General features: G+C 31.0%; 16 protein-coding genes and 2 pseudogenes. 5 read left to right on the top strand and 13 right to left on the bottom strand.

What is annotated here, in order from left to right; genetic code table 11:
* Positions 1 to 26: 26 nt before the first annotated feature.
* From crcB to ELQ12_RS02810, 7 genes and pseudogenes are all read right to left on the bottom strand, one after another.
* Positions 27 to 395 (bottom strand): fluoride efflux transporter CrcB, encoded by a 369-nt coding sequence (gene crcB, locus ELQ12_RS02840; RefSeq protein ID WP_002861248.1) that lies wholly within the window; start codon positions 393 to 395, stop codon positions 27 to 29.
* Complete coding sequence (locus tag ELQ12_RS02835) at positions 389 to 1081, bottom strand: lysophospholipid acyltransferase family protein (RefSeq protein WP_070243452.1); 693 nt, start codon at positions 1079 to 1081, stop codon at positions 389 to 391. Before ELQ12_RS02835 ends, crcB begins: the two co-directional genes overlap by 7 nt.
* Positions 1062 to 2258: an SH3 domain-containing protein gene (locus tag ELQ12_RS02830; protein WP_002861246.1), complete on the bottom strand. Its 1197-nt coding sequence runs from the start codon at positions 2256 to 2258 to the stop codon at positions 1062 to 1064. Before ELQ12_RS02830 ends, ELQ12_RS02835 begins: the two co-directional genes overlap by 20 nt.
* Positions 2230 to 2902 (bottom strand): annotated as a pseudogene (purQ, locus tag ELQ12_RS02825) (phosphoribosylformylglycinamidine synthase I). Before purQ ends, ELQ12_RS02830 begins: the two are co-directional and overlap by 29 nt.
* 1 nt (position 2903) lies before the next feature.
* The gene (gene purS / locus ELQ12_RS02820; RefSeq protein WP_070243450.1) at positions 2904 to 3149 is read right to left on the bottom strand and encodes a phosphoribosylformylglycinamidine synthase subunit PurS; all 246 of its coding nucleotides are present in this window, start codon (positions 3147 to 3149) and stop codon (positions 2904 to 2906) included.
* A gap of 8 nt (positions 3150 to 3157) precedes the next feature.
* The gene (purC, locus tag ELQ12_RS02815; protein ID WP_002861244.1) at positions 3158 to 3868 is read right to left on the bottom strand and encodes a phosphoribosylaminoimidazolesuccinocarboxamide synthase; all 711 of its coding nucleotides are present in this window, start codon (positions 3866 to 3868) and stop codon (positions 3158 to 3160) included.
* Between the two features lies 1 nt (position 3869).
* Entirely contained in the window at positions 3870 to 5204 is a 1335-nt protein-coding gene (locus tag ELQ12_RS02810) for a S41 family peptidase (RefSeq protein ID WP_002856815.1), read from the bottom strand.
* A 117-nt stretch (positions 5205 to 5321) separates the two neighbouring features.
* Here ELQ12_RS02810 and ELQ12_RS02805 point away from each other — a divergent pair, with 117 nt between their 5' ends.
* Both ELQ12_RS02805 and ELQ12_RS02800 read left to right on the top strand, forming a co-directional pair.
* Positions 5322 to 5612 (top strand): metal-sensing transcriptional repressor, encoded by a 291-nt coding sequence (locus ELQ12_RS02805; protein WP_002859054.1) that lies wholly within the window; start codon positions 5322 to 5324, stop codon positions 5610 to 5612.
* A 111-nt stretch (positions 5613 to 5723) separates the two neighbouring features.
* Positions 5724 to 8297: an AAA family ATPase gene (locus tag ELQ12_RS02800; protein ID WP_002861242.1), complete on the top strand. Its 2574-nt coding sequence runs from the start codon at positions 5724 to 5726 to the stop codon at positions 8295 to 8297.
* Between the two features lie 27 nt (positions 8298 to 8324).
* On the opposite strand, the gene ELQ12_RS02795 is transcribed toward ELQ12_RS02800, so the two are convergent.
* The 3 genes from ELQ12_RS02795 to alaS are packed head-to-tail and all read right to left on the bottom strand — an operon-like array spanning position 8325 to position 13332.
* The gene (locus ELQ12_RS02795; protein ID WP_134264559.1) at positions 8325 to 10256 is read right to left on the bottom strand and encodes a penicillin-binding protein 1A; all 1932 of its coding nucleotides are present in this window, start codon (positions 10254 to 10256) and stop codon (positions 8325 to 8327) included.
* Positions 10253 to 10804, bottom strand: coding sequence for a septum formation inhibitor Maf (gene maf / locus ELQ12_RS02790; RefSeq protein ID WP_002855005.1), 552 nt, complete (start codon positions 10802 to 10804; stop codon positions 10253 to 10255). Before maf ends, ELQ12_RS02795 begins: the two co-directional genes overlap by 4 nt.
* Positions 10804 to 13332 (bottom strand): alanine--tRNA ligase, encoded by a 2529-nt coding sequence (gene alaS / locus ELQ12_RS02785; protein WP_070261612.1) that lies wholly within the window; start codon positions 13330 to 13332, stop codon positions 10804 to 10806. Before alaS ends, maf begins: the two co-directional genes overlap by 1 nt.
* A 114-nt stretch (positions 13333 to 13446) precedes the next feature.
* Here alaS and ELQ12_RS02780 point away from each other — a divergent pair, with 114 nt between their 5' ends.
* The 3 genes from ELQ12_RS02780 to hemH are packed head-to-tail and all read left to right on the top strand — an operon-like array spanning position 13447 to position 16305.
* A complete protein-coding gene (locus ELQ12_RS02780; RefSeq protein ID WP_070261611.1) occupies positions 13447 to 14520 on the top strand; it encodes a DegT/DnrJ/EryC1/StrS aminotransferase family protein in 1074 nt (357 codons plus the stop codon).
* Between the two features lie 4 nt (positions 14521 to 14524).
* Positions 14525 to 15391 carry a Gfo/Idh/MocA family oxidoreductase gene (locus ELQ12_RS02775; protein ID WP_070261610.1) on the top strand — a complete coding sequence of 289 codons (867 nt, stop codon included), beginning with the start codon at positions 14525 to 14527 and terminating at the stop codon, positions 15389 to 15391.
* Positions 15388 to 16305: a ferrochelatase gene (gene hemH / locus ELQ12_RS02770; RefSeq protein WP_070243446.1), complete on the top strand. Its 918-nt coding sequence runs from the start codon at positions 15388 to 15390 to the stop codon at positions 16303 to 16305. The genes ELQ12_RS02775 and hemH overlap by 4 nt, the downstream gene beginning before the upstream one ends.
* A 67-nt stretch (positions 16306 to 16372) precedes the next feature.
* Here the strand turns inward: hemH and ELQ12_RS02765 are convergent.
* The 3 genes and pseudogenes from ELQ12_RS02765 to ELQ12_RS02755 form a co-directional block, all read right to left on the bottom strand.
* Positions 16373 to 17387: pseudogene (locus tag ELQ12_RS02765) on the bottom strand (ammonium transporter).
* Between the two features lie 338 nt (positions 17388 to 17725).
* Positions 17726 to 18724, bottom strand: coding sequence for a tRNA 2-selenouridine(34) synthase MnmH (gene mnmH / locus ELQ12_RS02760; RefSeq protein WP_070243445.1), 999 nt, complete (start codon positions 18722 to 18724; stop codon positions 17726 to 17728).
* Positions 18714 to 19199: an HIT domain-containing protein gene (locus ELQ12_RS02755; RefSeq protein ID WP_002857290.1), complete on the bottom strand. Its 486-nt coding sequence runs from the start codon at positions 19197 to 19199 to the stop codon at positions 18714 to 18716. The genes mnmH and ELQ12_RS02755 overlap by 11 nt, the downstream gene beginning before the upstream one ends.
* Between the last annotated feature and the right edge of the window lie 3 nt (positions 19200 to 19202).

Below are 19202 nucleotides of genomic sequence, written 5' to 3'. Positions count from 1 at the left end.
ACAAATTCTAAAGTAAATTTAAAGATTTATTTGAAAATTATAAAACCAAGCCATGCGGCAAATAAACAAAGAAAGACATTTAAGAGAATATTTAACGCAAAATAAAGATAATTTCCACTTTGTAAAAGAAGTAAATTTTGATAAGAAAAAGTAGAAAAAGTTGTAAAAGCTCCTAAAAAACCTGTACTTATAAAGCTTTTAAGCAAAGGAGATAAACCTTTATTTTGCGCATAAGAAAACAAAAGTCCTATGATAAAAGAACCCAAAACATTAACAAAAAGAGTTCCAAGGCTGATAGAATAAGGAAAAAATTTATTCACTAAATTTATAGAAAGCATTCTTAAGATTGCCCCTATAAATCCCCCAAAACCAACAACTAAAAGGGTATTTAGCAAAGCTTAGCTCTTTCTTGATCGAGCAATTCTTGCATTTTTTTTCTGGTGTTTTCAAGCCATTTTTCATCATTTGTATCGACTAAATCCATACAAATGATTTTAAGCACTCCACTGCTTGCACTAAAACTTTTTGTATCTAAAATTTTTGCAGAATCCACAATTAAAATAGGCTGAACTTTAAGATTTAATTTTTCACTTAAAATTTTTGCTCCACTTTGAAATTTAAGCATTTTTTCATTTTTAGATCTAGTTCCTTCTGGAAAAATAGCCAAAATCCTATCTTCACTAATTCTTTCTTTTGCTTCTTTTAAAACTCGCACTAAATCACGCGGATTTTTTCTATCTATACAAAGAAGTTTTGGTTTTTTCATAGCAACTTTGAAAATAGGAATTTCTCCTAATTCTTTTTTGGCAATCCAGCATAAATTTTTAGGATATAATTCTTCTAAAGCGATAATATCTAAAGCACTTTGATGATTCATTAAAATCATCTGAGCTTGCGGATTAAAAGTGCCAATGATTTCTTGTTTATAAGAGATGGTGTATCTTTGAAATTTAGCCCAAATTTTGCGGATTTTCCAAAGTGTGTTTTGAGATTTTGTAAAGCAAAAACAAAAAATCACTAAAGCAACGCTTAAAACAAAAAAAATCCAAAAATAAAGAGCTTTAATTTTTTTGTAAATCATCTTTATTAATCCAACCTATTTTTCCATCAGAAAACAGTACTTTAATATAATTTTGTCTTTTGCCTAAAACTTCTACTTTTTCATCTGCATTTGCCGTATAAAAATAAGTTGAAGGCTCTGTAGGTAAAATTTTAGCCCTAGAACCAGCCTTGATAATCGCATTTTGAGTATTGGTATCTACAAGAAAACTAAGTGCAAAACAAACAACTGCCAAAGCCAAAATAATGTAATTTTTTCTCCATACAAATAAAGCTCCAAATAAAACCGCTAAAAACCATAAGGTATATTGTTTATAAATATTTAAGTCTTTATTTATAGGATTTAAATCACTCTGAGTACTGATCTCATCGTCACTAATTTTTAGTTTTAAATTTATATTTTCAAGCTTTTTACTGTCCTTATTGAAATACGAAAATTCAAAATTTGTTTTACTTAATGGCAAAATAGCATAATAAAAAGCATTAGAAGCATTAAAATCCCCTTTTAAATTTTCAATGCCTTGCTTTTGAATTCCTTCTATAAAAAAGCTTTTAAGATTTGTATTGGTTGCGTTTAGTTCTACCATCATAATGATATTAGCATCATCAAAATAACTCGCTTTAACTTTTTTAATTTCCAAAGAACTTGCCACAAGGTGTGAAAAATCTTTATTGGATAAAGTATTTTCAAATTTGATAGGATTAAGATTGATATCAGCCTCTTGAAAAGCTTCATTATTTCTAAGAAGTTTGATAGAAATTTTACTCAAACTAGCATTTGAATTTTTAGCTTCAAACCATAAAGTTGTTTTATATTCGTTATTGATAAATTCCCATTTTGCATCTGGATTTAAAAAAGATAAATTAGTTTTTTCTACGCTTATGTTAAAATCAAATTTTGTATTTTCCGTAGTGCGAGCATAGATCGTAATAGGAAAAACTTCTCCAACATATACCCTACTTGGATATTCATCATTTGTAAGAACCAAACTCCCTTTAGCTATAAAAGGATCATCTACATTGCTTTCAAAGTCATTATTTTCATCGCTTGGCGGAATATTTTGATAAATTTTTTGTTCTTCTTGGGGTAATTTTTGTAATTCTTTTTGCATATTTTCATCTTGGCCGCTAAATACAGAAATTTCACCTCTGCCAAACAATACAACAACACTAAAAATTAAAGTTAATAAAATTTTCAAAATAAAAAGCCTTTAAGCATTTTCAAACCTAGATCATTACCTAGAACTTTTTCACAAGCACGCTCAGGATGTGGCATGAGTCCAAAGATTTTTTTGTTTTCATCACAAATTCCTGCGATATCAAATACAGAACCATTTGGATTTGACTCGTATTTTAGAGTAATAAGATCTTTATCTTGCAATTCTTTTAAAGTAGCCTCATCAGCGTAATAATTTCCCTCTCCATGGGCAATTGGTAAATTAATAATTTCATCTTTTTTGAAATTTTTCAAAAAGGCATTATCATTAGAAACTACTCTTAAATTTTGGTTTTTTGAGATAAAACTAAGATTGTTGTTATGCTTCATTGCACCTTTTAAAAGACCACTTTCAAGTAAAATTTGAAAACCATTACAAATACCTAAGATATATCCTCCCTTTTTTGCATGATTAAAAACACCTTGCATAACAGGAGCAAGTTTTGCAATAGCTGCACATCTTAGATAATCTCCATAAGAAAATCCGCCTGGCAAAACAACTAAATCTGTATCAAATTCTTTTTCTTCATGCCAAACAATCTGCGTTTTTACTCCAAGTTTTTCAAAGGCATAAGCTGTATCAAATTCACAATTTGTCCCTGGAAATCTAATAATAGCAACTTTCATTTTACTCTTTCTCAATTATAAGCTCATAATCTTCAATGACGCTATTTACCAACAACTCTTCACACATTTTTTTGACTTGTTCTTTGGTTAATTTTTCATCTTTCTCATCAAGAGAAATTTTGATTTGTTTTGCTATTTTTACTTCTTTTACGCTATTAAAATTTAAAGAATGCAAAGCTTTTTCCACCGCTTTGCCCTGTGGATCTAAAACCCCATTTTTTAAAGAAATATTTACAATAACTTCCATATTTTTCCTTAATTTAATATTCTTTTTAAAACTTCTTCATAAGCCATTTTTACATTACCTAGATCTTGACGAAATCTATCTTTGTCTAATTTTTCATTATTAAATTTATCCCAAAATCTACAACTATCAGGACTTATTTCATCAGCTAAAACAAGTTCATTATCTTTAGTTAAACCCAGTTCGATTTTAAAGTCAATCAGCCTTAAATTCTTATTGTCAAAAAATGGAGTTAAAATAGAGTTAATCTTTCTAGCTATATTTTTAATTTCACTAATTTGAGCTTCATTTTGCACTAAATTTAAAATCAAACAATGCTCATCATTGATAAAAGGATCGCCTAAGGCATCATCTTTAAGACAAAATTCCACCAAAGCAAAAGGTAGTACAGTGCCATCTTTAATGCCCAGTCTTTTTGTAAGAGAACCTGTTGCAACATTGCGTACTATAACTTCAATAGGAACAATTTTACATTTTTTAACCACTTGTTCTGTATCGCTTATAGTTTCTACCAAATGGGTTTTAATCCCATTTTTTTCAAGCAAATGAAAAATTTCAGTACTGATTTTACAGTTTAATGCGCCTTTTCCACTTTCATTGCCTCTTTTTTCTGCATTAAAAGCAGTTAAATCATCTTTAAACTCACTAATTAGTAAATTTTCATCATCGGTTTTGAAAAGTTTTTTACCTTTTCCTTCGTAGAGCATTTCTTTTTTTGTCACTTTATTGTCCTTGTTTGATATTTAAAATTTTAATAGTATCAATAGCTGATTTTAACTGTGCGTCATCATTGATTTGTTTTTGACTGATTAGATTTTTATTGTCTTTATTTTCTTGTTTATCTTCTTTTTTATTTTTATCTATTTTTTCAAGCTCACTTTCTAAATGTTGTTTTAAGTCGCTTTCTTTTATAGAAAAACCATCTTCTTGAGTATTTACTTTACCTGGAAAAACTTCAATATCAGGTTTTACACCCACTGCTTGAATAGTACGCCCGCTTGGAAGATAATATCTTGCAATAGTAAGCCTTAAAGCTTCAGTTTTATTAATAGGTATGATTTGTTGAACACTACCTTTTCCAAAAGTATTTTCACCCACAATAACACCGCGTTTAAGATCTTGTAAAGCTCCGCTTACGATTTCACTTGCACTAGCACTTCCACCATTTACAAGCACAACCAAAGAAGCATTAGAAATTTTGTTTTTAGGATCGGCTTTATATTCTTGATTTTCACTTGCAATGCGTCCTTTTTGAGAAACAATAACACCTTTATCTACAAATAAATTTACAAGTCCTATAGCTTGATTTAAAAGTCCACCAGGATTATTTCTAAGATCTAAAATAACCCCTTTAACATTAGGATATTTTTTAAGTTCTTTACTTGCCACATCTACAACATTTTTATCAAAATTTGTAACTCTAAGATAAAGAATGTTTTCATTTTCTATCATTTTTGCATAAACACTTTCTATCTTAATAATTTCTCTTGTAAGTGTAACATCAAAAGGTTTTGTTGCACCTTTTCTAAAGATGGTTAAAGTGATTTGAGTTTTTGGCTTACCACGCATTTTATCCACAGCATCATTGAGATTAATTCCCAAAGTAGCCTCATCATTAATTTTTAAAATAATATCTCCTGATTTTATCCCTGCTTTATCTGCTGGTGTTCCTTCTATAGGAGAAACAACTGTTAAAGCACCATCTTTCATACCTACGGTTATACCAAGGCCACCAAATTCACCATTGGTTTGAATTTTCATATCATTAAAATCTTTTTCATTTAAAAAAGAAGAATGCGCATCAAGATTGCTTAAAAGCCCTGATAAAGATTTATCCACCAAATCGCTGATATTTTGATCATCCACATAATATTGCTCTACTATGGCAAGAGTTTTTGTAAGCTTATCTAAAGCTTCTAGGCGTTTTTGAACCTGCTCTTCTTTTTGATCAACTTTAGCTTGTAAATGACTTGTTAAAAATAGACATAAAATAAAAGTAGTGGCAAAGCCTGCAAGACCTGCAAAAAATCGTTTTGTTTTCAAAATAAGCTCCATTATTGAGTTTTAGTTTAAAGAGTAAATTTTAATAAAAATTACTTAAAACTTCGTAAATAAATTTAAATTCTTAAAAATATGTTAAAATAGACTAAAAATTCCAAAAAGAAAGTTAATACAATGTGCCAAGAAAAACATACTCATACACATTCTCAAAAACATCTTAAAGCAGTTTGCAATCGTCTAAGTAGAACCATAGGGCATTTAAGTGCTATTAAAAGAATGGTTGAAAATGACAAAGACTGTAGTGAAATTTTAATCCAGCTTGCTGCCGTAAAAGCCGAAGTTAACAATACCGCAAAAGTAGTTTTAAAAGAACATTTAGCTCATTGTATGGTACATGCTATAGAAGAAAATGATATTCAAAGCATAGAAGAATTAAACAAGGCTATAGATATGTTTATGAAATAATCTAAAATTAGTTATTTGTCCTATTATTTAAAAAATTTTACTCAATTAACTTGACATTATATGACTAAAGTTATATAATGTCAAGTATATAAACTAAATAAAGGATAAAACATGGCAAATATACAAGATTTTTTAACTGATAATATGCTTTCAAACCTTGAAAGTGCAGCATCTTTAGCTATACATTCTAAAAATACCGAAGTCGTATCTTTGCACCTTTTATGGGCTTTAAGCGTAGATAGTACAAGTATTTTAAATCAAATTTTAAATAAATTAAATATTTCTAAAGAAGCCTTAGAGCTTGAAATTAAAAGCAGAATTTCAAAACTTGCAACGAGTTCAAATGTAAGCCGTGAAAATATACGCTTTTCCAATGAACTTATAAATTCATTAGAAAATGCTAAAGGATTGATGAGTGCTAATGGAGATAGTTATTTAAGTGTGGATACTTGGCTTATAAGTGAAAGTCAAAAAAGTCCTATTAAAGAAATTTTGGCGCAATTTTTAGATTTAAGAGAATTTCAAAAAGAGCTTGAAAGTCTAAGAGCGGGACGCAAAATCGATAGCAAAACAAGCGATGAAACCTTAGATAGTTTAAATAAATTTGGTATAGATTTAACCTTAAAAGCAAGCGAGGGTAAACTTGATCCTGTTATAGGCAGAGAAGAAGAAATCGAACGTTTGATGCAAATTTTAATACGCAAAACCAAAAACAACCCTATACTTTTAGGTGAACCAGGCGTAGGAAAAACAGCTATAGTAGAAGCTTTAGCACAAAGAATTATCAAAAAAGATGTTCCAAAATCTTTACAAAATAAAAAAGTCATCGCTCTTGATATGAGTGCTTTAATTGCAGGTGCAAAATACAGAGGAGAATTTGAAGACAGATTAAAAGCTGTGGTTAATGAAGTGATAAAAAGTGAAAATATCATTCTTTTTATCGATGAAATTCACACTATAGTAGGGGCTGGAGCGAGTGAAGGTAGCATGGATGCGGCAAATATTTTAAAACCCGCTCTTGCAAGAGGTGAGCTTCATACCATAGGCGCAACCACTTTAAAAGAATATCGTAAATATTTTGAAAAAGATGCGGCCTTGCAGCGCCGTTTTCAACCTGTAAATGTGGGCGAACCAAGTGTTAATGAGGCTTTGGCCATGTTAAGGGGTATAAAAGAAAAGCTTGAAATTCATCATAATGTAACCATAAATGATAGTGCTTTAGTAGCCGCGGCTAAACTTTCAAAGCGTTATATAGCAGATCGTTTTTTACCTGATAAGGCTATTGATTTAATCGATGAAGCTGCAGCTGAACTGAAAATGCAAATTGAAAGTGAACCAAGTTCTTTAAGAAAAGTACGCAAAGATATAGAAACTTTAGAAGTTGAAAATGAAGCTTTAAAAATGGAAAATGATGAGAAAAATCAAAAAAGACTCGATGAAATCGCAAAAGAACTAGCTAATTTAAAAGAAAAACAAAATGCCCTAAATTCACAGTTTGAAAATGAAAAAAGTGTTTTTGATGATATAAGCACTAAGAAAAAAGAAATTGATCTACTTAAAAATGAAGCTTCTTTAGCTAAAGCTAGAGGTGAATTTCAAAAAGCAGCTGAGTTAGAGTATGGAAAAATTCCAAGTCTTGAAAAAGAAGTAGAAATTTTAGAAGATAAATGGAAAAAAATGAGCGAAAATGGAGTTTTACTTAAAAATCAAGTAGATGAGGATTTGGTTGCTGGAATTTTAAGCAAATGGACAGGTATTAGCGTGCAAAAAATGCTAACCTCTGAAAAACAAAAATTCTTAGAAGTGGAAAAACATTTAAAAGAAAGTGTCATAGGACAAGATAAGGCCTTAAGTGCTTTAGCTAGAGCCATTAAACGCAACAAAGCAGGACTTAATGCGGACAATAAACCTATAGGAAGCTTTTTGTTTTTAGGGCCAACAGGGGTAGGAAAAACACAATCAGCTAAAGCTTTGGCGAAATTTTTATTTGATGATGAAAAAGCAATGATTCGCTTTGATATGAGTGAATTTATGGAAAAACATAGTGTTTCAAGACTCTTAGGTGCGCCTCCAGGATACATAGGACATGAAGAAGGTGGAGAGCTTACTGAAGCTGTACGAAGAAAACCTTATAGCGTGCTTTTGTTTGATGAAGTTGAAAAAGCACATAAAGATGTATTTAATGTGCTTTTAGGGATTTTAGATGATGGTAGAGCAACCGATAGCAAAGGTGTAACAGTGGATTTTAAAAATACCATTATCATTTTAACTTCTAATATCGCCTCAAGTGCTATTATGAATTTAAGTGGAAAAGAACAAGAAGATGCGGTAAAAAATGAGTTAAAAATTTTCTTTAAACCTGAGTTTTTAAACCGCTTAGATGATATTATCACCTTTAATCCACTTGGAAAAGATGAAGCTTATGAAATAGTTAAGCTTTTATTTAAAGATTTACAAATGAGCTTAGAAAACAAGGGGATAAAAGCGAGTTTAAGCGAAAATGCAGCTCTTTTAATCGCTAAAGATGGTTTTGACCCTGATTTTGGTGCTAGACCTTTAAGAAGAGCTATTTATGATCTTATAGAGGATAAATTAAGCGATATGATACTTGCTGATAAACTTCATGAAAATGATAGCATTATCATTGATGCAAAAGATGATGAAATAATCATCAAAAAAGCTTAATCATTTTGAAAGTAGATCTTTCTACTTTCAAAATATAATCTCGCTTTCATTAAATTTCATATTTGCTTTTGGTAATGGTGATTTGGTGGTATAATAAGCACTTTCTCCTTTATAATTTCCACGATAAACCCCATTAGGAATGCTAAATTTTCTAGTTGTATCAGGGAATTTTTCTATATATTGAGTTAAAAATTCTCTAAACACAGGAGCAGCTGTTCTAGCCCCACCTTCTGTATAACGCATAGGCTTGTTATTATCATTTCCATACCAAATGATTGCTTCTATTTCAGGCGTAAGTCCACAAAACCAAGCATCAACATTTTTATTCGTTGTTCCTGTTTTTCCTGCTATTTCTATATCTTTTACTCTTGCATTACGTCCTGTGCCTTTTTCAACAACATTTCTCATCATATCTAAAACCAGAAAACTTTGCGCTTCATTGCTGACTTTACGCTCATTTGAGTTAAATTCCATGATGGTTTTACCGGTTTTATCCTGAACTTGTCTGATAATTTGAGGATCTTTAATTATACCATAGTTCCCAAACATGGTATAAAATTTCGAATACTCCAAAGGAGAAATACCAAAACTTCCCAATACGATTGATAAATTAGGCGGTATATCTTTAAATCCAAATTCCATTAGTTTAGAGTAAAGAACATCAAGCCCCATATCAAGTGCGAGATTAATGGTAGCTAAATTTCTTGATCTTGTTAAAGCTTCTTTTAAGGTAATTAAACCTAAAAATTTACCCCCTTCATTTTTAGGTTTCCAATCCTCATTATTACCCGCTCCACCTTCAAAAATTCTAGAAATATCAGCAATTTCACTCATAGGCGAATATCCTAAATTAATCGCCACTTGATACACAAAAGGTTTAAAAGAGCTTCCAGGTTGACGCATACTTTGAGTAGCACGGTTATAATTACTTTTTTCATAATCAACCCCACCTACCAAAGCTAAAACATCGCCACTTTGATGATTTACCACAACCATAGCTCCGTTTAAAGTGCTTAAATTTGCATCTTTATCGCGTTTTACTATCTCATCATAACCAAATTTCAAAGCATTTTGCGCCATATTTTGAACATCTAGGTCTATATTTAAAATGATTTTATATCCACCTGTTTTTAAGTCTTTAATGCTAGGACTTAATTGTTTAATCACTTCATCTACGACATAAGGAGCAGCATTTTGAGTAAGCGTATCATCATAAACTTGCGGAATTTCTTTGATGGCTGTATCATAATCTGTTTTTGAAATCCAGCCTAGATTATACATTCTTGAAATAACATTATTAGCTCTTGAGATGGAAAGATCTAAATGCTTTGTAGGATCATAACTGCTAGGTGCTTTTGGCATACCCACTAGCATAGCAATCTCTTTAAGGCTTAATTCATTTAAATTTTTATGAAAATACCCCAAAGCTGCGGTTTTTACTCCATAATACCCATGTCCAAAAAAGATAAAATTTAAATACCTTTCTAAAATTTGCTCTTTAGTTAAAATGGTTTCCATTTTATAAGCAAGCAAAGCTTCGCGAATTTTACGCGTAATAGTTCTTTCTGGGGTTAATTCTGTGTTTTTAATAAATTGCTGGGTAAGAGTGGAAGCTCCTTCCATGGTTTTTCCACCGCTTTTTATGATTTTTACAGCAGCTCTAAAAATGGCATCGATATTAACTCCATTATGTTCAAAAAAGCTTGTATCTTCTATAGCAACCAAAGCTTCTATAAGGCGTGGAGGAAGCTCTTCATAAGGAGCGTAAAAACGATGCTGTTCAAAAATATTAGCCACAAGCTTGCCATTTCTATCGTAAATTTGTGTTGTAAGAGGAGGTTTGTATTCTTTAAAAGTATAACCCTCAGTATCAGCACTTGTGAAAAGATAAGCCACATAAATAAATCCAGCTATAAACAAAAGAGTAAAAAATGAAAAAATATATTTTAATATTTTCATAAATAAGCCTTTAAAGTTTGGATATCAAGCCCTAAAGCAGTGCTTAGATTTCCTACTTGTTGGGTGATGAAATTTTGATGAAAACCCTCACACATAATACAACCCGCCTTGCCTTTATAAAGATCATTTTCTACATAATCTCTTAAAGCATTTTCATCAAAATTTTTAAAATAAAGCGTAGTTTTTGAAAGAGAAAAAACTCTTTTTTCAGGTTTTACAAGCAAAAAAGCCGATAAAATACTTGCATACTTTCCATTTTGCAAGGCAAGCATTTCATAAGCTTCTTTTTTATCCTTTGCTTTGGTAAGAATTTTTTCATCTATACAAACTATACTATCTGCAAAAAGCAAATTTTGGTTTTGAAAATCTTTGCCTAAAGTACTTAAAAATTGTCTTTCTTTTTCAAGAACTATTTTTTGAACATATAAAAAAGGTGAAATATTTTTATTTAAATTTTCATCATAATCAAAACTAACTTGCCTAAAATCAATCTTTGCGGTTTTAAGCAAGTTAGCTCTTGAAATGGAACTTGAAGCAAGAATTAACATTAAAGTGCTTTTTCTATTGTTTCTAAGCTTTGTTTTAAAGCTTCATTGATTTTGCTTAAATCTTTTCCACCTGCAGTAGCAAAATCATCTCTTCCGCCACCATTTCCACCTAAAATTTGCGCCGCTTCTTTAACCAAAGCTCCTGCTTTTAAAGGTGCATCTTTAACACCAGCTGCTAAAGTGATTTTTTCATCTTTTACTTGGATAAGTAAAATCACCGCTTTAGCAAATTTGTTTTTAAAATCATCAATCATAGCTTTAATATCGCCATTATCTACGCGTTTTACGCAAATTTCAACACCTTGGATATTTCTAGAATCAAGCTCTGTTTTACTTGAGTTTTTAAGCTCATTTTTTAAACTTAAAATTTCATTTTTAAGCTTTTTGAGCCCGCTTAAAATATCATTATTTTTAAGCTCATCTTTTGCTTTAGAAAGTTCTTCAAGTTGATTTTTTACAAATTCTAAAGCCGCTTTAGAAACCACAGCTTCAATGCGTCTAACTCCAGCACTCACACCACTTTCTTTAACTATGTAAAAACTTCCTATTTGAGCAGTATTTTTAACATGAGTTCCCCCGCAAAGCTCCTTGCTTTCACCTAGAGTTAAAACACGCACATTGCCTTGGTATTTTTCATTAAACAATGCTATAGCGCCGCTTTTTTTAGCTTCTTCTAAAGGCATATTTTCTAATATAGCTTCACTTGAGTTTATAATCATTTCATTCACTCTTTTTTCAATGCTTTCTAGCTCTTCTTTGCTTAAAGCTTTATGATGAGTAAAATCAAATCTTAGTTTATTGCTTTCAACTAAAGATCCTGCTTGGCTTACATGAGAACCTAAAATTTCTCTTAAAGCATGATGTAAAAGATGAGTAGCTGAGTGGTGGCGTGCGATTTGTTCTCTTTTTTCTGTATCGATTTTTGCATGAACTATATCGCCAACTTTTAGTTCTTCACCTGCTTTTATAAAGCTAAGATTGAGATTAAAAAACTTTTGCGTATCTAAAACTTCACGCTTAGCTATAAATCCACTATCAGCACTTTGCCCTCCACTTGTTGCATAAAAAGGTGTGTTTTCAAGCATCACCCAACCCGCATCTTTAAGAGTAGAAACTTCTTTAAATTCTTCATCTAAAAGGGCTAAAATTTTACTTTCGCATTCTGCTTTTTCATAACCTACGAAATGATTTTCTCCAAATTTTTCAAGCAAGTTTTTAAAATCTCCGCTTGCAGTTTTATCTCCACTTCCTTTCCAAGAAGCCTTAGCGCGTGCTTTTTGCTCATTCATTAAAAGTTCAAATTTTTCTTCATCAACTTTAAGGTTTTTTTCTCTTAGCATATCAGCTGTTAAATCAAGCGGAAAACCATAAGTATCATAAAGCTTAAAGGCTACTTCTCCGCTAAAAATTTCTTTAGTGTTTTTAAGCTCTTCATTAAAAATTTCAATCCCATTTTCTATAGTGCTTAAAAATCTTTCTTCTTCAAGGCGAATTTGTTCTTTTATAAAGTCTTTTTTCTCATTAAGATAGGTATAATGTCCGCCCATTAAATCGCATACAACATCAACTAGTTTATACATAAAAGCTTGTTTAAAACCTAGCAAATATCCATGTCTTAAAGCACGACGCAAAATACGACGCAAAACATAGCCTCTGCCTTCTTTATCAAAACTTACCCCTTGCGCAAGTAAAAATACACTTGATCTTATATGATCAGCTATTACTCTAAAACTTGCTCCACTTTCATAAACATAAGTTTTATTACAAAGTTTTGAAATTTCATTGATGATTGGCATAAAAAGCGAGCTATCAAAATTGCTAAATTTACCTTCTTTAATCGCTGTTACCCTTTCAAGCCCCATTCCTGTATCAATACTTGGCTTTGGCAGTGGGCTAAGCACTCCATCAGCGCTTCTTTCGTATTGCATAAAAACAAGATTCCAGATTTCTAAAAATCTATCTCCATCTCCGCCCATATAATCTTCGCTTGAGTTAAAATGCTCTTGTCCTTGATCATAAAAAATCTCGCTGCAAGGACCACAAGGACCAGTATCGCCCATTTGCCAGAAGTTATCTTTATTACCAAATTTGTAAATTCTTTCTTTTTGAATGTGTTTTTGCCATAGATTAAAAGCTTCATCATCGTTTTCATGCACAGTTACATAAAGTCTATCTTTAGGTAGTTTTAAAACTTCAGTTACAAATTCCCAAGCATAAGCTATGGCTTGTTCTTTAAAATAATCTCCAAAGCTAAAATTTCCAAGCATTTCAAAAAAAGTATGATGGCGTGCGGTATATCCTACATTATCTAAATCATTGTGCTTTCCACCCGCTCTTATACAAGTTTGACAGCTTGTTTTGCGTGGAGGGTTTGGGCGTGGAATTTCTCCTGTAAATATACTTTTAAAAGGCACCATGCCCGCATTGGTAAAAAGTAAAGTTGCATCATCAGGAACTAAAGGACTTGATGGGGTTATCTCATGTCCTTTTGATGCAAAAAAATCCAAATAAGCTTTTCTAATATCCATGAATTTTCCTAAAGAAATTTTTATAAAAACATATCATACCAAAATTACTTTAAATTAAGTAAAACTAAAATACAATAAACATTTTTATTTAATTTTATTTCTCTAAGGTTTTTTATGAATTTTATCAATCTTCAAGCCCAATATCTCACATACAAAGATGAAATCAATGCTGAAATTGAAAGTGTTTTATCGAGCTCTTCTTTCATAGGCGGTGCAAAACTTAACGAATTTGAGCAAAATTTAGCTCATTTTTTAGGTGTTAAACACGCTATAGGTTGTTCAAGCGGAACCAGCGCTTTATATCTTGCCTTAAGAGCCTTAGATATTGGCAAAGATGATGAAGTTATAGTACCTAGTTTTACTTTTATAGCAACAGCTGAAGTTGTGGTCTTAGTAGGCGCAAAACCTGTTTTTGTAGATATAAATTTATCAAATTACAATCTTGATTTTGAAGCAGTACAAAAAGCAATAACTCCAAAAACTAAAGCTGTTATAGCAGTAAGTATGTTTGGACAAATGAGTGATTTAAGGGCTTTGGAAGAAATTTTAAAAGATAAAAATATCACTTTGATCGAAGATGGTGCACAAAGTTTTGGCGCAAGTTTCAAAGGAGAAAAATCCTGCTCTATAGCTAAAATTTCATGTACGAGCTTTTTTCCTTCGAAACCTTTGGGAGCTTATGGCGATGGTGGGGCTATTTTTTGCCATGATGATGAAATTGCTAAAAAAATAAGAATTTTACTCAATCACGGACAAACTCAGCGTTATAAACATGAATTTATAGGTATAAATGGACGCCTTGACACCTTGCAAGCGGCGATTTTAAATGTTAAGTTAAAATACCTAGAAAAAGAATTAGACAAAAGACAAAAATTAGCACAAATTTACAATGCAAATTTAAAAAACTGTCAAATTCCACAAATTGATCCAAATGCTTTTAGCGCTTATGCACAATACAGCGTTTTAGTTGAAGATAGAGCTAGTGTATTGCAAAAATTTGAAAAAGCTAATATACCTTATGCTATACACTATCCAACCCCTTTGCATAAACAACCTTGCTTTAGTAAATTTTCAAATTTAGAGCTTAACAATTCAGAATATGCAAGCAAACACATCTTATCTTTGCCTTTTTCACCTTTTTTAAGTGAAGAAGAACAAGAGCAAGTTATTTGTATTTTTAAAGATTAATTCCATGAAAATAGGTATCATAGGCCTTGGAAAAATGGGGCAAAACCACTTAAATGAACTTAGCAAAAATTCTCATTTTAAGCTTAATGCACTTTTTGATCTTTGCAAAAATCCAAATCTAAATATTTTTGATGATATTTTTTATGATGATTTGAATAAATTTTTAAATCAAAATAATGATATTATCATCATAGCAACACCTACAAATTCACATTTAGCAATAGCAAAAAAAGTTTTTAAACAATGCAAATGCGTTTTAATCGAAAAGCCTTTAGCTCTAAATTTAAAAGAAATAGACGAAATTTCAAATTTAGCTAAAGAATACAGCATAAAAGTAGGCGTAGGTTTTTGTGAAAGATTTAATCCTGCGGTTTTAGCCCTAAAAAAAGAGCTTGAAAATGAAGAAATTATCAGCATTAACATACAAAGATTTTCACCCTACCCGCAAAGAATCAGCGATGTAGGGATTTTACAAGATTTGGCTGTACATGATCTTGATTTGCTTTGTTTTTTAAGTAAGCAAGAAATAACAAAAACCAATTTGCTTAAAAAATACACCCAAGATCAAACAAGAGAAAGTGAAAGTATTATCTTATGTGAGCTTGAAAAATGTATTGCTAGTATACATCAAAGCTGGAATAGCACACAAAAACTAAGAAAAATTCATCTTATTACTAAAAATCATTTTTATGAAGCCAATTTAAATGATTTTTCTTTATTAAAAGATGGAAATTTTATAGAACTTACTCAACAAAGTCCACTTTTTTCAGAACACGAAGCTTTGTTAAAACTTATCGATAATCAACCCAATCATTTAGCCAGCACAAGCGATGCTTACAAAGTTCAAGAAATTTTAGAAAGGTTTGCGTGAAATTAGTTTTATTTTTAAATATGGGCGGAGCTACGAATTTACAAGATTGTGAAGTTTTTTTAAAAAATATGTTTAATGATCCTTATATTTTAGGAATCAAAAATCGATTTTTAAGAAAATTTGTAGCATGGATTATAACAAAGGCTCGCGTTAAAGCTATGCAAGAAAACTATAAAAAAATGGGCGGAAAATCCCCTTTAAACGAACTTACTCAAAGCCTATGCAACAAGCTTAATTTAAAACAAGATGAATTTAAATTTGATTTTGTAAATCTTTATGTGCCTCCTTTTGCCACAAAAATTTTGCAAAAATACACTTTAAATGAAAATGATGAAATCATTCTTTTTCCACTTTATCCGCACCATTCTTGCACCACAGTAACTTCATCTTTAGAAGTTTTGCAAAATGAAATTTCAAAGCAAAAAATTCAAGCAAAAGTAAAAACTATAGATATTTTTTACAAAAATGAGCTTTATAATGAGATGATAGTTTCGCACATTTTGGCTAAAAAAAGTAAATTTGATGCCAAAATTTTGATTTTTTCAGCGCATTCTTTACCACAAAGCATTATTGACAAAGGTGATTTATATGAAAAGCATGTAAATGATCATGTAGAAATTTTAAAAGAAAAATTAAAAGATCATTTTGATGAATTTATTTTAGCTTATCAGTCTAAACTAGGCCCTGTAAAATGGCTTGAACCAAATACAAGCGATGTTTTGGCAAATTTAAACGATAAAGCTTTGATTTATCCTATTTCTTTTTGTATAGATTGTTCTGAAACGATTTTTGAACTAGGTATGGAGTATAAACATTTAGCAAAATACAATTATGATTTGATAAGTTGCCCTAATGATAGTGATGAATTTATGGAATTTATTTTAAAGTATTTATCTAATCTTAACCAAGAATGAATTTGAGACCCTTGTCTATCATTTTTTTTAAAGATTAACAAGGACTTTTTGGTAAAAATTTAGCTGACTAAGCCAAAGTATAAGCTTTTTCTCCGTGCAAACTCACATCTAAGCCTTTTTGTTCTACTTCTTCTTTCACTCTTAAGTCTGCAAAATAAGAAATGATCTTAAAAATAACAAAGCTTATGAGAGCTTAAAAAACATACAAATCATAATAGCAAGAATTTGCTCTTTTAAAAGCTCTAAACTTCCACTGATAAAAAATCTTGCCAAGTGCATTTTAGGCAATCACATTAGGATTTGCTTTAGCACTTGCAAAAAGCCCTGTAGCAATTCCTCTCAAACACCTCCGATTCCGTGCAAAGAAAAAGCATCTAAAGAATAAATAACAAGAGAAGCATAAATATCTACATAAACGCAAGCTGAAGTAATCCCTACAAGCCCACTAAGTCCACCTAAAATAGTCGGTTTTTTATGGATGAGCCACTCAAGCACTACTCAAGATAAAAAGCCACCCATCCTATAAAAAGCAAAATCGTACCTAAGAAAGCATAAGAATAGAATGCGCGTTTTTATCCTCATCATCGCTTTTTCCAGCACCCACCATCAAAGCTCCTACAAGTCCAGCAACCCCAGAGCCAATATGGACAACACCACCCCCAGTAAAATCAAGACTTCCTCTTTTAAGCAAAACCCCTCGCTACTCCAAATCATATGCGCTAACACATCATAAAATAAAGTACTCCAAAAAAGCAAAAATATCACCAAAACACCCAGTTTAATTCTTCCTACCAAAGAGCCTGTTATGATGGCAGATGCAATAAGTAAAACATCATTGAAAAAGCACAAAAAGAATATTTAGAACACCTGGAAGCATTGTATCCGCTAATACCCTCTAAGAGAAAATTCTCGAAATTTTCTACAAGCCAAAGTCCTTCATCTTTACCAAAAGAAAGGCTAAATCCAAGCACTACCCATTGTAAAGTAATGACACCAAAAACAATAAAGCAATTCATTATGGTATTGAGTGTATTTTTACTTCTTACCATACCCAAATAAAACATTGCCAAAGCTGGAGTCATAAGCAAAACTAGCAAAGTACACAATACAATAAAACTTGAATTTACCGCATTCGCTTACCTACCCTTTCTTACAAAATATAATTACAAGATAATTATATTTAAAATGATTTAAAAAATATAAATTTAAGAAATATTTTATATATTTTTTTTATAAAAGTTTATTTTTTTATTTTAAATTACTATAAATAGGGATTTAAAAAATATTTTACTTTTCTATAATTCAAATTTACTAGCATTAAAATAAAAATTTGAGCCAAGCTAAAAAACAACAAAGATAAAAAAGGATTATTACAAGATGATGAAGAAAAAATTTGATTATTTAATAAAATTATCTAATATTAAAAAAGTAATTGCGCTTTAAAATGATCTAAAAGCTCTTCTTTAGCTTTTAAAATATCATCGGTATTTAACTCAAAATCAATCTTGTCTGGTTTTTTATAAGTTTTATCATAATATTCCAAAAGTATAATAATAAGCTTTTGCCATTCTTTTCTCTCATAACTTTGAAGCAATTCTTGGCGTAAATTTAATCTGATATAAGGGCTGATTTTTTGCACACATTGTTGAAATTTTAAAGGAGTCATTTTTTCTTGATAAATTTTTTGTATTCTTTTAACGCGATTTTCCAAAGAACAAAAACAATAAATTTTAAAAGCCTTTTGCATTTTTTCATAAAATTTCAAAGGCAAGATGATATCCCCTATTTTGCGACTTTCACTTTCTATGAAAGCAAAATTTTCTAAATTTTGCATATTGTGAAAAAGTTCTGCTTCAAAAGCTTTTTGCGTAGGTTGTTTTCCTAAAATATCACCAAAAGATGAGCCTAAATGATTTGCCATTTTTTCTAAATTTATAGCTTGTGGGAGTTGTTCTAAAAGCTCTGTTTTTCCACAGCCTGTATTGCCGCAAAGAGCAAAAAAATCAAAATTTATTTCATTTTCAAAATAACGCGTTACAAAAGTTCTATAAGCTTTAAAGCCACCTTTTAAACGCACCACTCTAAAGCCAAGCTCGCTTAAAATCACTGCGATAGATTTTGAACGCAAACCCCCACGAGAACAATAAATCCCCACCTTTTCTCCTATGCGAAAATTTTGGGTGATTTCTAATATATGTTTAGCGGTATTTTGGCAAATATAACTCGCACCCCTAGCCTTGGCTAAAGCTTGATTCTTCTTATAAATTGTTCCTATTTCTTGATATTCTTCATCGTTAAGTGCATAAAAATTTAAAGCTCCTATTAAGTGAGAATGCAAAAATTCTCTAGGGCTTCTTGCATCAATTAAAAGAGAGAAATTTTCTTTTTGAAACTCTGCAAATTCAACTTCACTGAGCATTTTTAAAGGCCAAAACAAGTTTTTGATAAACTTGCTCGATATTAGTGCCACAAACCCTAGTTTCTCCTATGGTTGTGATAAAATTTGTATCTCCTGCCCAGCGTGGCACTAGATGATAATGACAATGAAAAGCTATGCCAGCTCCTGCATCTTTGCTTAAATTCATACCGATATTAACCCCATTTGCATGAATTTGCTCTTTTAAAATTTTCACTCCCAAACGCACAAAATGGCTCATTTCTTGCCAAATTTCATCGCTTAAATTTTCTATATGCTCTTCATGTACATAAGGAATCACCATAAAATGCCCCGCAGAATAAGGATAGCGGTTCATCACTCCAAAACAATGCTTTGCTCTAAAAATCACGCCTAAATCTTCATCGCTTTTGATCTTATTAGCACAATCACAAAATGGACAAACGCTTTTTTCTTTTTCAAAATACTCACTCCGCCATGGCGCATACAAATATTGCATTTT

The organism is Campylobacter sp. US25a, from assembly GCF_004379075.1.
In the GTDB taxonomy this organism is placed as follows: domain Bacteria; phylum Campylobacterota; class Campylobacteria; order Campylobacterales; family Campylobacteraceae; genus Campylobacter_D; species Campylobacter_D jejuni.
The sequence above is the reverse complement of the archived record's forward strand: the minus strand, read 5'-3'. Positions and strand labels throughout refer to the sequence as shown.